Genomic DNA, 12,607 nt, shown 5'->3' with positions numbered 1-12,607 from the left:
GGGTGGCCTCCGGGACACGGGTTGCGACCGGGGTGCCACGCCACCTCCCCCCCCGCAAGCGCCGCGCCCTTGCGGGACGGGAACGCCCACGCGACAAGCGCGCCGGGACCGCGCGCCGCGCGCGGGGAGGAGCTGCGTGAACTTCGACTTCATCGAAACTGCCTTGGAGGTGATCGCCTTCCGGTCGTTCTCGAACCTCTGGTTCTGGATCGCGCTGGCGGTGCTCTGGTCGACCGCGTCCTACTGGATGATCGGGGTCCCCTTCGACCTCGTCCGCCGCGCCGCGCGGGGCGAGGAGGTGGCGCGCGCCGACATGCTCACCCTCGCCGGGATCCACTCCCGCCGCCTGATCCACATCTCGGAGGTCACGGGCCTCTGGACGACGGCCTTCGCCTTCTTCTCGATCACGCTGCTCGCCCTGCTCGGCTTCGCCTACGGGATCGAGTTCGCCCAAGCGGTCTTCCTGCTGTTCCTGCCGATGACGGTGGTGGGCTGGCTGAACCTGCGGACCGCGCGGCGGGTGCAGGGGATGGAGGCCGGGGAGATGGCGGACACCCTGCTGCGCCACCGCCGCGTGGTGCAGTTCGTCGGCATGGTCTCGATCTTCGCGACGACAATGTGGGGCATGTGGACGAACCTGAACGTCTCGGTGCTCGGCGGCGGCTGAGGACGCGGGGCCCCGCACCGGGCGGCGCGCGCGGGCCGGAACACCGCCCCGCCGAGCCGGTTGACCCCCTGCACCGACCCGTTAGCTGCCCACCCCATGCCCGACACCGCGCCCGACCCCGCCTTTGTCTCCCCCCTGCCCGACGGCCACGTCCGGGCGGGCGGCGCCCCCGAGGGGTTCGACGCGCGCGTCCTGCTGACCGAGCTGGACCGCTGCCCCGTCATCCACGTCGCCCGCGACGACAAGCGGATGGAGGCGATGGCCGCCGCCCTGCGCTTCTGGGCGCCGGGCACGCAGACGCTCCGCATCCCCGCGTGGGACGTGCTGCCCTACGACCGCGTCTCCCCGGCGGCCGAGATCAGCGCCGACCGCATGGCGGCCTTCACCGCGCTGGCCCACGGGCTGTCCGGCCGGCTCGTCGTGCTGACCACGCTCAACGCCCTGACCCAGAAGGTGCCCGCCGCCGCCACCCTCAAGGGCGCGGGCTTCTCCGCCCGCCGCGACCAGCGCATCGACGAGGACGCCTTGCGCGACTTCCTCGTCCGCATGGGCTTCACCCAGTCCCCCACCGTCGTCGAGCCGGGCGACTGGTCCCCCCGCGGCGGCATCATCGACATCTGGCCCCCCGGCCAGCCCGCGCCGGTCCGTCTCGACCTGTTCGGCGACACGGTGGACGGGCTGCGCCGCTTCGACCCCGCCACCCAGCGCACGACCGAGCAGCTGGACGCGATCGAGCTCGCCCCCGTGTCCGAGGTCATCCTCGACAACCCCGCCATCACCCGCTTCCGGCAGGCCTACCGCATCGCCTTCGGCGCCGCCGGCACCGACGACCCGCTCTACGAGGCCGTCAGCGCGGGCCGGAAGGCGTCCGGCATGGAGCACTGGCTCGGCTTCTTCCACGAGCAGCTCGCCACGATCCCCGACCTCCTGCCCGCCGCCTCCATCGTCCTCGACGACGGCAGCGGCCCGCAGCACCAAGAGCGGTGGGAGCAGATCGTCGACATGCACGACAACCGCATGGAGGCGCTGAAGTCCCGCGCGCGCATGGGCGACGTCTACAAGCCCGCCCCGCCTGACAGCCTCTACCTCTCGCCCGACGCGCTGGCCCGCGCGCTCGCGGGCCGCCGCGCGCTCCACCTCTCCCCCTTCCCCGCCGCGCCCGGCCCGAACGTCATCGACATGGGCGGGCGCGTCGGACGGTCCTTCGCCCCCGAGCGCCAGCGCGAGGACGTCAACGTGTTCGCCGCCCTCGCGGACCACGTGGCGGACAAGCGCGAGACCGGCGCGGTGGTCATCGCCTCCTACTCCAAGGGGGCGCGCGAGCGCCTGCAGGGGCTGCTCGACGACCAAGGGCTGTCCGACGCCCAGCCCGTCCGCCACGCCGCCGATGTCGCCAAGGGACAGGTCGGCCTCGCCGTCTGGCCGCTCGACCGGGGCTTCGAGGGGCCGGTGCCGAAGTCCGACGGCGGCCACCGCCTCACCGTCGTCTCCGAGCAGGACGTGCTGGGCGAGCGCCTGATCCGCACCAAGAAGCGCAAGCGCCGGGCCGAGAACTTCCTGACCGAGGCGCAAAGCCTCTCCGCCGGCGACCTCGTGGTCCACGTGGACCACGGCGTCGGGCGCTTCCTCGGGCTGGAGACGGTCACGGCGGCGGGCGCACCGCACGAATGCCTCGCGCTGGAATACGCGGGCGGCGACAAGCTCTACCTGCCGGTCGAGAACGTCGAGCTGCTGTCCCGCTACGGCCACGAGGAGGGCTTGCTCGACAAGCTGGGCGGCGGCGCGTGGCAGGCGCGCAAGGCCAAGCTCAAGGAGCGGCTCAAGCAGGTGGCCGACCGCCTCATGCGGATCGCCGCCGAGCGCGCGCTGCGCCGCGCCCCCATGCTCGAGCCGCCGCCCGAGATGTGGGCCGCCTTCCAAGCCCGCTTCCCCTACGAGGAGACGGACGACCAGTTGCAGGCCATCGAGGACGTGACCGCCGACCTCGCGGCGGGCCAGCCGATGGACCGCCTCGTCGTGGGCGACGTGGGCTTCGGCAAGACCGAGGTGGCGATGCGCGCCGCCTTCGTCGCCGCCACCTCCGGCAAGCAGGTCGCCGTGATCGCGCCGACCACCCTGCTCGCCCGCCAGCACGCCAAGTCCTTCACCGACCGGATGCGCGGCTTCCCCCTCGAGGTGCGGCAGCTCTCGCGCTTCGTCCCCGCCGGACAGGCGACCAAGACGCGCGCGGGGATCGCCGACGGCACGGTGGACATCGCCGTGGGCACCCACGCGCTCTTGGCCAAGCAGGTGAAGTTCCAAGACCTCGGCCTGCTCATCATCGACGAGGAGCAGCGCTTCGGCGTCACGCACAAGGAGCGCCTGAAGGAGCTGCGCTCCGACGTGCACGTCCTCACCCTCTCGGCCACGCCCATCCCACGCACGCTCCAGATGGCGCTGACCGGCGTGCGCGACCTGTCGGTCATCGGCACACCCCCGATCGACCGCCTCTCGATCCGCACCTACGTGTCCGAGTTCGACCCCGTGACGATCCGCGAGGCCCTGCTGCGCGAGCATTTCCGCGGCGGGCAGTCCTTCGTCGTCGTCCCCCGCATCAGCGACCTCAGCGAGATGCAGGCCTTCCTCGAGGAGCAGGTGCCCGAGGTCTCCTTCACCACCGCCCACGGCCAGATGGCGGCGGCGGAGTTGGACGAGCGGATGAACGCCTTCTACGACGGACGCTTCGACGTGCTGCTGTCCACGACCATCATCGAGTCCGGCATCGACATCCCCACCGCCAACACGATGGTCGTGTGGCGCGCCGACCGCTTCGGGCTGGCGCAGCTCTACCAGATCCGGGGCCGCGTGGGCCGCTCCAAGACCCGCGCCTACGCCTACCTGACGACCAAGCCGCGCGTGAAGATCACCACCGCCGCCGAGCGCCGCCTCAAGGCGCTGGGGAGCATCGACGCGCTGGGCGCGGGCTTCAACATCGCCAGCCAAGACCTCGACCTGCGCGGCGGCGGCTCCGTCATCGGCGAGGAGCAGTCGGGCCACACGGAGGTGGGGGCCGAACTCTACAACTCCATGCTGGAGGAGACGATCCAGAAGTTGAAGGCGGGCGACGCGGGCCTCGCCGACGCGCTCGACGACGAATGGTCGCCCACCATCGCGCTGGGTGTGCCGGTGCTGATCCCCGAGGACTACGTCCCCGACCTCGACGTCCGCCTCGGCCTGTACCGCCGCCTGTCGAGCCTCGGGTCCAAGGTCGAGCTGGAGGGCTTCGCCGCCGAGCTGATCGACCGCTTCGGCGAGCTGCCGCGCGAGGTGAACGTCCTGCTCCGCGTCGTCCGCATCAAGGCGATGTGCAAGGCGGCGGGCATCGAGAAGCTGTCCGTGGGCGAGAAGGGCGCCGTGGTCGAGTTCCACGGCGGCAAGTTCCCCGACCCGGCCGCGCTCGTGGACTACATCAAGTCGTGGAAGGGCGCCGCGCAGATCAAGGGCGACAAGCTGGTCATCAAGGCGACGGCCGCCAAGGAGGCCGACCGCATCAAGGGCGCCTTCGCCATCGCCCGCGACCTCGCCGTGGCGGCGGGCGCGGTGAAGCGGAAGGGGTAGCCCCCGAATCCGTGCCGCGGATCGCACGGCCCGCCCCACCCGTGCCATCATGCCGCGCGACCCCGTCCCCACGCGCGCGCGGGAGGCCCCAATGTTCAACATCGTCTGCGTCGGCCAGAGGGGCCGCCTCGAGCACGAGGCCTGCCTGCTCGCCGCCACCCTGCGCCACGCCTCGCCCCGCTTCGGCGGCGGGCTCGTCGTGATGGAGCCGCAGCCCGGCGGGCGCTGGCCCGGCGACCCGCGCATGGGCGACGCGGCGCGCGACCTGCTCGCCCGTCTCGGCGCCGAGATCCGCCCCTTCCCCGCCGCCGTCTACGGCGAGCCCTACCCGCAGGGGAACAAGATGGAGGCGCTGGCCCACGCGCCCGCGGGGCCGTTCCTCTTCCTCGACACGGACACCGCGATCCTCGACGACCTCGCGGACCTCGAGATCGACTTCGACCGCCCCTCGGCCTCCATGCGCCGCTCGGCCACGTGGCCCGCCATCGACCTCTACGGCCCCGGCCACGAGGAGATCTGGGGCAGCCTCTACGCCGCCCGCGGCCTCGACTTCGCGTCGTCGCAGGATCCGGCATGGCCGGTCGAGCACTGGCGCCGCTACCTCTACTTCAACGCGGGCTGGACCTTCGGGGCCGACGCCCCCTCCTTCGGGCGGCTCTGGCTGGAGGTGGCCGGGATGGTCGAGGGCCTCCACGCCCGCGCCGCCGACGGCCTCGCCGCCGACGGCCCGCCGGGGCCGCTCTCCGGCCAGACGATCTGGCCGTGGCTCGACCAGATCGCGCTGCCGCTCGTCGTGCACGAGCTCGGCGGCGGCCGCCCCGGCGCCGGCGGCGGGATCGCCGACGGTTGGCTCGACGGGACGCACAGCTACCACTGGCGCGTGATGCCCCTGCTCTACGCCACCGCCCCCGAGCGGGTGATCGAGCGCGTCGAGGCCGCCGCCGCGCCCAACAGGATCAAGAAGGTCCTCAAGGAGCACGAGCCGTTCAAGCGGTTCCTCTACCAAGGCCGCGGCGCGAAGGCGCGTGCGCTGTTCGACCGCGCCGACCTGCCGGCCGACGAGCAGCCGATCCGCAACCGCCTCAAGCGCGAGAAGCTCTGGATGCGGTGACACGCGGCGGCAGGCGCGGTCTCGGGTAAACGAAAGATGAAGGGGCGTTCATACGCGCGTATGCACGAGATATGCACGCGGGATGCACGCGGGATGCACGCCCGCCGGCCCCGCCTTGCACCCCCCCGACCCCGCCCCTAGGTTCCACCTCCGAGCCGCGCCCGGCGGGGGCGACGCAGGGGACCGCGCCCACCTCAGGGGCGGCCCCGGACCAAGGGACACACGACATGCGCGATCCGATGGACATCCAGATGAACCTCGTGCCGATGGTGGTCGAGCAGACCTCCCGCGGCGAGCGGGCCTACGACATCTTTTCGCGCCTCCTGAAGGAGCGGATCGTGTTCGTGAACGGCCCGGTCCACATGGGCATGAGCCAGCTCATCGTCGCGCAGCTGCTGCACCTCGAGGCCGAGAACCCGAACAAGGAGATCTCGATGTACGTCAACTCGCCCGGCGGCGAGGTGACGGCGGGCATGTCGATCTACGACACGATGCAGTACATCAAGCCGAAGGTCTCGACCCTCGTCTGCGGCATGGCCGCCTCCATGGGCTCGGTCATCGCGGTCGGCGGCGAGAAGGGGATGCGCTACGCGCTGCCCAACTCGGAGATCATGATCCACCAGCCCTCGGGCGGGATGCAGGGGATGGCCGAGGACATCCTGATTTCCGCGCGCCACATCGAGCGCACGCGCGAGGCCATCTACAAGGTCTACATGAAGCACACCGGGCAGGACTACGAGACGGTCCGCACCGCGCTGGACCGCGACAAGTGGATGACGCCCGAGGAGGCCAAGGAGTGGGGCCATCTCGACGAGATCGTCGAGTCCCGGGGCAAGGCGTCGGAGGACGACGAGGCGAAGTGACCTTGCGGCAACCTGTTGATTTTACTTGAGAGACGTGCCGCCGCCCCGCGCGGCGGCACGCAGGGCGGTCCGTTCGCCACAGCCTCGGGGCGTCGGCGCGAACGCGCCCTCCCGCCCTTGTGGCCCCCGGCGCTGGGGCCTAGGCTCGGGCACGAACGAGCAGACACAGGACAGTGCGCGGGGGTTCCCGCGACCGGCGGCCCGGTGGGGGTCGCCCGGACAGGAGGCGGCAGATGTCCCAAGGCAACACCGGCGGCGACGGCAAGAACACGCTCTACTGCAGCTTCTGCGGGAAGTCGCAGCACGAGGTGCGCAAGCTGATCGCGGGCCCCACCGTGTTCATCTGCGACGAGTGCGTCGAGCTGTGCATGGACATCATCCGCGAGGAGACGAAGGCCGCCGGGCTCAAGACGGCCGACGGCACGCCGACCCCGCGCGAGATCTGCGCCGTGCTCGACGACTACGTGATCGGGCAGGCCCACGCGAAGCGCGTGCTCTCGGTGGCGGTGCACAACCACTACAAGCGGCTCGACCACGGGTCGAAGTCGGACATCGAGCTGGCCAAGTCGAACATCATGCTGATCGGCCCCACCGGCTGCGGCAAGACGCTCCTGGCGCAGACGCTGGCGCGCATCCTCGACGTGCCGTTCACCATGGCCGACGCCACGACGCTGACGGAGGCCGGCTACGTCGGCGAGGACGTCGAAAACATCATCCTCAAGCTGCTGCAGGCCTCCGAGTACAACGTCGAGCGGGCGCAGCGCGGCATCGTCTACATCGACGAGGTCGACAAGATCACGCGCAAGTCGGACAACCCGTCCATCACCCGCGACGTGTCGGGCGAGGGGGTGCAGCAGGCGCTGCTGAAGATCATGGAGGGCACCGTCGCCTCCGTGCCGCCGCAGGGCGGGCGCAAGCATCCCCAGCAGGAGTTCCTGCAGGTCGACACCACGAACATCCTGTTCATCTGCGGCGGCGCCTTCGCCGGGCTCGACAAGATCATCGCGCAGCGCGGCAAGGGCTCCGCGATGGGCTTCGGCGCCGACGTGCGCGCGCCCGAGGACAAGACCGTGGGCGAGGCCTTCAAGGAACTGGAGCCCGAGGACCTGCTCAAGTTCGGCCTGATCCCCGAGTTCGTCGGCCGCCTGCCCGTCATCGCGACGCTCGAGGACCTCGACCAGGACGCGCTGGTGACCATCCTGACCGAGCCGAAGAACGCGCTCGTGAAGCAGTATCAGCGCCTCTTCGACCTCGAAGGCGTGACGCTGACCTTCACCGACGACGCGCTGCAGTCGATCGCCAAGCGCGCCATCGAGCGCAAGACCGGCGCCCGCGGCCTGCGCTCGATCATGGAGGACATCCTACTCGACACGATGTTCGAGCTGCCGGGCATGGAGACCGTGGACGAGGTCGTGGTGAACGAGGAGGCCGTCCGCCGCGATGCGGCCCCGCTCCTGATCCACGCCGACAAGGAGGAGGCCGAGGCCTCCGCCTGACCCGATCCCGGATCGCACGGAGCGGCCGCCCCCCGGGGCGGCCGTTCCGCGTCAGGAGGCGGTGACGGAGACGTCGTCGACGCCGTAGAACTCGTTGCCGAGCCCTTCGTCCGCGCCCGATCCCACCCCGAGGGTCAGGCCCTGCCCGGGGTCGTCGATCGTGATGCGGACGGTGGCGCGGCTGTCGCTGCCGTGGGTGCCGCCACCCACCGGGTCGTTGCGGTACTGCTGGTCGATGCTCACGGTGACGCCCTCGGCCCCCTCGCCGGAGACGGTGATCCGCCCGTGGTCGTCGGCATAGACGGCGACCGGCTGCCCGTTGACGTAGACGGTGGCGGGTTCCCCATCGAGGTCGTCGCCACCGATCAGGTCGAACGCCACCTCCAGCGTCTCGGCCCCGTCCGGCACGTCGAGCGCGAGTTCCGCCGTGCCGCCGGGATCGACGAGGAGCATCTCTCCGAAGCCGGGGACGTCGGCGACGGTCCCGCCGGTCCAGCCGTCGGCCCCGCCCGAGAAGTCGGTCCCGAAGAGGTCGCCGAGCGTCTCGAACGCGGTCTTGATCGTGATCCCCGACAGGGTCGAGGCCGTCGCGTTCGAGGCCGACTGCGCCCCGGTCGAGACGGCCCCCATCACGGCGAGCCCCAGCCCCGTCACGGCGGCGGTCAGCACGACCCAGTCGACGGTCACCGCGCCCGCGTCGGACCGGATGAAGGCGGAAATGGGGTTCGTCCCTTGCATTCGAGCGAGGCTGCCGGTGCCGCGGGGCGTGGCGGAGGCGCGATTGGGGCATTCCCGGCCCCTTGGTTTCCCCCTCCGCACCGATCCGCACGGATCGTTCATGGACCGGGGCGGGGCGGTTCGCTCGAATCCGCCGGATCGCGCCGTTGCGTCGGGCGGCGGGCGGCGGATAGCGTCCGGCGCCGAGGAGGACTGCCATGCTCGCCCACGCCCCGCTCTCGCAGGACGCCATCGTCGCCGTGTTCGAGCAGTCCGAGGACTGCGTGAAGCTCGTCGATCCGGACGGGCGGCTCCTCTGGATGAACCGCAACGGCATGTGCGCCATGGAGATCGACGAGTTCGGCTTGGTCGAGGGGGGCGAATGGTGCGGCTTCTGGCCCGAGGCGCATGCCGCGGAGGTGCGCGCCTCCTACGCCGCCCGCCCGCCGCGCCCCTCGCGGTTCACGGCCTTCTGCCCGACCGCCAAGGGCACCCCGAAGTGGTGGGAGGTGTCGGTCACGCCGGTCAACGACCCCTCCGGCGCGCATGCCGGCTTCGTCGCGATCAGCCGGGACATCACCGAGCGCGAGGCCGCGAGCCGGACGCGGGAGGTGCTGCTCGCCGAGATGCGGCATCGCCAGAAGAACACGCTCACCCTCGCCGCCTCCCTGCTCCGGCTGCACGGGCGGGCGCATCCCGACGCCGCGCCCTTCGTCGCCGAGATGGTCGGGCGCCTGTCCGCGCTGGGACGCGCGCAGTCGGTGGTGGCCCGCGCCGAGGAGGCGGAGGCGCCGCTCCTCTCCGACCTGATCCCCACCTTGGTCGAGCCGCTCCGGACGCCGGGCTGCGCGCTCGACCTCTTCGTGGACGAGGGCCTCGTCCTGCCCGCACGCCAAGTGGACGTCGTCGGGGTGATCCTCGGCGAGCTGGCCGTGAACGCGGGGAAGCACGGCGCCTTCGCCGAGGGCGGTCGCGTCGCCGTCTCGGCGCAGGACGTCGGCGGGGCCATCGAGATCGCGTGGAGCGAGACCGCGCGCCGCGCGGTCTCGGCGACGTCGCGCGCCGGCGGCCAAGGGCTGGACCTCATGGGCCGGATCGCGGCGATGAACGGCGCCAGCTTCCACGTGGAGTGGCGGGCCGACGGGCTGCGGGCCCGCTTGGTGTTGTCGCCCGTCTGATCCCTCCCCTCGCCGCGCGGGGACCGCGCCCTATCCTCGCCCCATGCCCGAGGATCACGCGCCCGCCCCGCCCGTCGCAGCGACCGACACGCCCGACCGTGACTTCCCGCCCAGCCGCGACGCGGCGCTCGCCCGCCTCGCGGAGTTCGTGCCCCATGCGGGACGGGACTACGCCGGGCGGCGCAACCACGACCTGCCGGGCCACCCCCACGTCTCGGTGCTGTCGCCCTACCTGCGCCACCGCGTGATCTCCGAGGCGGAGGTCTGCGCCGCGGTGCTGGAGCGGCACGCCAAGTCGGCGGCGGAGAAGTACGTGCAGGAGGTGGTCTGGCGGACCTACTTCAAGGGCTGGATGGAGCGGCGGCCCGGCACGTGGGACGCCTACCTGCGGGGCGTGGCCAAGGGCCGCGACCGGCTGGCGACCGAGGGCGGGCTGCGCCGCGGGTGGGAGGCGGCCTGCGAGGGCGAGACCGGCATCGCCCCCTTCGACGACGGGGCCAAGGAGCTGGTCCGCACGGGCTACGTCCACAACCACGCGCGCATGTGGTTCGCGAGCGTCTGGATCCATACGCTGGGCCTGCCGTGGGAGCTCGGGGCGGACTTCTTCCTGCGCCACCTCCTCGACGGCGATCCGGCCTCGAACACGCTGGGCTGGCGCTGGGTCGCCGGGCTGCACACGCGGGGCAAGACCTACCTCGCGCGGCCCGGTAACATCCGCCGCTACACCGGCGAGCGCTATGCCGAGGCGGACCTCTCCCGCCTGTCGAAGGAGGCCCCCGCGCTGGAGGAGCCCGCCCCCGCCGCGCCGTCCGACATGCCCGGGGACGCCCCCATCCCCAAGGGCCGCGTCGGCCTGATCCTGCACGAGGACGACCTCCACCCGGCCTACCTGATGGCGCGCGGGCTGGAGGCGGCGGAGGCGATGGTGCTGCTTAACCCCGAGGGGCGCTCGCCGCTGGAGGTGGCGCGCAAGGTGCGCGACTTCACCGACGCCTTGACCGCCGACGCGGCGGATCGGCTGCCCTGCGACGTGGCCGCGATCACGCGGGACCCGGCCGAGGTGTCGGCTTGGGCCAAGGGGTTCGACGCGGTGGTCGCCCCCTATGCCCCGGTGGGGCCGGGCCGCGCGGTGCTGGACCGGGTGGAAACCGAGATCGTCCGCCCGATCCGCGACTGGGACCTCGCCGCGTGGCCGCATGCCACGGCGGGCTACTTCAAGGTGAAGGCGAAGATCCCGGCCCTGCTGGAGGCCGCAGACGGCTAGGCCTCTCGGGCGGCGGCCTCGACCCGGGCCAGCGCGTCCCACACGATCGACGCCCCGTCGAGGTTGACCGCTGCACCGTGCGCCGCGCGATCGGCCACCTCCTGCGCCACCGCAGCCCATCGCCGCGCCGCGGCATCGTGGGGGGCGAGGCGGGCCAGCACCTCCGCCTCGCCGGGGACCGCCTCGGGCGGGGGGCCGACGAGGCCCGCGCGGGCGGCGCGGTGCATGAGCTTGTCGAGCATCGCGAGCGTCACGGGAAGCGTCTCGGCCGCGGCGCGGCCTGCGTTCGCGTCGGCGAGCTTGCGCGCCGCGCCCCGGTCCATCGGCAGGCGTCCGAGGAGGCGCACGAGGTCCGCGTAGATCTGCGCGCCCCCGCCTTGCCCCAGCGACGCGGCCCCGCCCACCGACCCGCCCGCGAGCTCGGCCAGCCCCGCGCCCGGTGGCTCCAGCCCGGCGGCGAGGGCGGCACGTTCGAGGTCCGGGGGCGAGAGCGGGTCGAGCCGCAGCACGCGGCAGCGCGAGCGGATCGTCGGCAGGAGCCGCGCGGGCTGGTGCGAGACCAGCAGCAGCGTCACGGCGCGCGGCGGCTCCTCGAGGAGCTTGAGGATCGCGTTCGCCGCCGTGGGGTTCATCTCGTCGGCGGCGTCGATGATGACGACGCGCCGGTCCCCCGCCCCCGCCGACAGCCCGAGGAACGGGCCGAGGCGCCGGGCCTCCTCGCCGGTGATCACCGTCTTCAGGCGCTTCGTCTTGGCGTCGTAGGGGCGGCGGAGCAGCAGGAGGGACGGCTCGGCCAGCGCCTCGATCCGGGCCAGCGCCGGATGGCCGCCGGGCGGGTCCAGCGTCTCGGCCGGGCGCGGCGGGTCGGTCAGCAGGAAGCGCGCCATCCGCCATGCCAGCGTCGCCTTGCCCACCCCGCGCGGCCCCGTCAGCAGCCAGCCGTGGTGCAGCCGCCCGGAGTTCCACGCGTCGAGGAACGCCGCCTCGGCCCGGTCGTGGCCTACCACCACGCGGGCATGGCGCGGGTGCGGCGCGCCGGACAGCGCGTCGGGCTCGGGGACGTCGCTCACGGCAGCCGGTCGAGGACGCGGGCGAACACGGCGTCCGCCGTACCGGTCCCGTCGATGCGCCGGATGCGATCGTGACGCGCGGCGAGATCGAGGAAGCCCGCGCGCACGCGGTGCTGGAAGTCCTCGCCGAAGGCCTCGAACCGCAGGTCCGGGCCGCCTCGCTCGATGCCGCGGCCCAGCGCCACGGCGGGGTCGAGGTCGATCAGGAAGGTGGCGTCCGGCTCCCGCCCGATCATCAGGTCGTGGAGCGCGTCGACCTTGGCCGTCAGGTCGTGGCGGGTGAGCCCTTGGTAGACGCGGGTGGAATCTGCGTAGCGGTCGCAGATGACCACGGCGCCGCGGTCCAGCGCGGGCCGGATCGTCCGCTCGAGGTTGTCGCGCCGCGCCGCGTTGAAGAGCAGCAGCTCGGTCTCGGGCGACCAGCGCCCCGGATCGCCGCGCAGCACGAGGGCGCGGATCTCCTCGGCCCCCTCCGAGCCGCCGGGCTCGCGGGTCAGGACGACCTCGCGGCCCTGCCCGCGCAGGTGCTCGGCGAGGCGGCGGGCCTGCGTCGACTTGCCGGAGCCGTCGATGCCTTCGAAGGACAGGAACATGGGGCCGCGTTAGCAGCGGGCGCGCGGGGGCGGTAGGCCCCCGCGCCCGCG

10 protein-coding genes are annotated in these 12,607 nt (G+C 72.7%); 7 read left to right on the top strand and 3 right to left on the bottom strand.

Annotated features, from left to right (window positions below):
- Positions 1-136 precede the first annotated feature (136 nt).
- The 5 genes from JQC91_RS14585 (at position 137) to clpX (ending at position 7,734) form a co-directional block, all read left to right on the top strand.
- A complete protein-coding gene (locus JQC91_RS14585; RefSeq protein ID WP_343069987.1) occupies positions 137-667 on the top strand; it encodes a component of SufBCD complex in 531 nt (176 codons plus the stop codon).
- A 96-nt stretch (positions 668-763) separates the two neighbouring features.
- Positions 764-4,264 (top strand): transcription-repair coupling factor, encoded by a 3,501-nt coding sequence (gene mfd, locus JQC91_RS14580; protein WP_203287922.1) that lies wholly within the window; start codon positions 764-766, stop codon positions 4,262-4,264.
- Between the two features lie 91 nt (positions 4,265-4,355).
- Positions 4,356-5,375, top strand: coding sequence for a hypothetical protein (locus tag JQC91_RS14575; RefSeq protein WP_238941569.1), 1,020 nt, complete (start codon positions 4,356-4,358; stop codon positions 5,373-5,375).
- A gap of 227 nt (positions 5,376-5,602) precedes the next feature.
- Positions 5,603-6,238, top strand: coding sequence for an ATP-dependent Clp protease proteolytic subunit (locus JQC91_RS14570; protein ID WP_203287918.1), 636 nt, complete (start codon positions 5,603-5,605; stop codon positions 6,236-6,238).
- 233 nt (positions 6,239-6,471) lie between these two features.
- Positions 6,472-7,734, top strand: coding sequence for an ATP-dependent Clp protease ATP-binding subunit ClpX (clpX, locus tag JQC91_RS14565; protein WP_203287916.1), 1,263 nt, complete (start codon positions 6,472-6,474; stop codon positions 7,732-7,734).
- 51 nt (positions 7,735-7,785) lie between these two features.
- On the opposite strand, the gene JQC91_RS14560 is transcribed toward clpX, so the two are convergent.
- Positions 7,786-8,472, bottom strand: coding sequence for a hypothetical protein (locus JQC91_RS14560; RefSeq protein ID WP_203288705.1), 687 nt, complete (start codon positions 8,470-8,472; stop codon positions 7,786-7,788).
- 197 nt (positions 8,473-8,669) lie between these two features.
- On the opposite strand from JQC91_RS14560, the gene JQC91_RS14555 reads away from it, so the two are divergent.
- Entirely contained in the window at positions 8,670-9,629 is a 960-nt protein-coding gene (locus JQC91_RS14555) for a PAS domain-containing protein (RefSeq protein WP_203287914.1), read from the top strand.
- 43 nt (positions 9,630-9,672) lie between these two features.
- Positions 9,673-10,893, top strand: a complete 1,221-nt coding sequence (locus JQC91_RS14550) for an FAD-binding domain-containing protein (RefSeq protein ID WP_203287912.1) — start codon at positions 9,673-9,675, stop codon at positions 10,891-10,893.
- On the opposite strand, the gene JQC91_RS14545 is transcribed toward JQC91_RS14550, so the two are convergent.
- The gene (locus JQC91_RS14545; RefSeq protein ID WP_203287910.1) at positions 10,890-11,963 is read right to left on the bottom strand and encodes a DNA polymerase III subunit delta'; all 1,074 of its coding nucleotides are present in this window, start codon (positions 11,961-11,963) and stop codon (positions 10,890-10,892) included. The genes JQC91_RS14550 and JQC91_RS14545 overlap by 4 nt on opposite strands.
- Positions 11,960-12,556, bottom strand: a complete 597-nt coding sequence (gene tmk, locus JQC91_RS14540; protein WP_203287908.1) for a dTMP kinase — start codon at positions 12,554-12,556, stop codon at positions 11,960-11,962. The genes JQC91_RS14545 and tmk overlap by 4 nt, the downstream gene beginning before the upstream one ends.
- Positions 12,557-12,607 lie beyond the last annotated feature (51 nt).

The organism is Jannaschia sp. Os4 (assembly GCF_016820245.1).
Taxonomy (GTDB): Bacteria; Pseudomonadota; Alphaproteobacteria; order Rhodobacterales; family Rhodobacteraceae; genus Jannaschia.
This window is presented reverse-complemented; position numbering and strand designations above follow the sequence as displayed.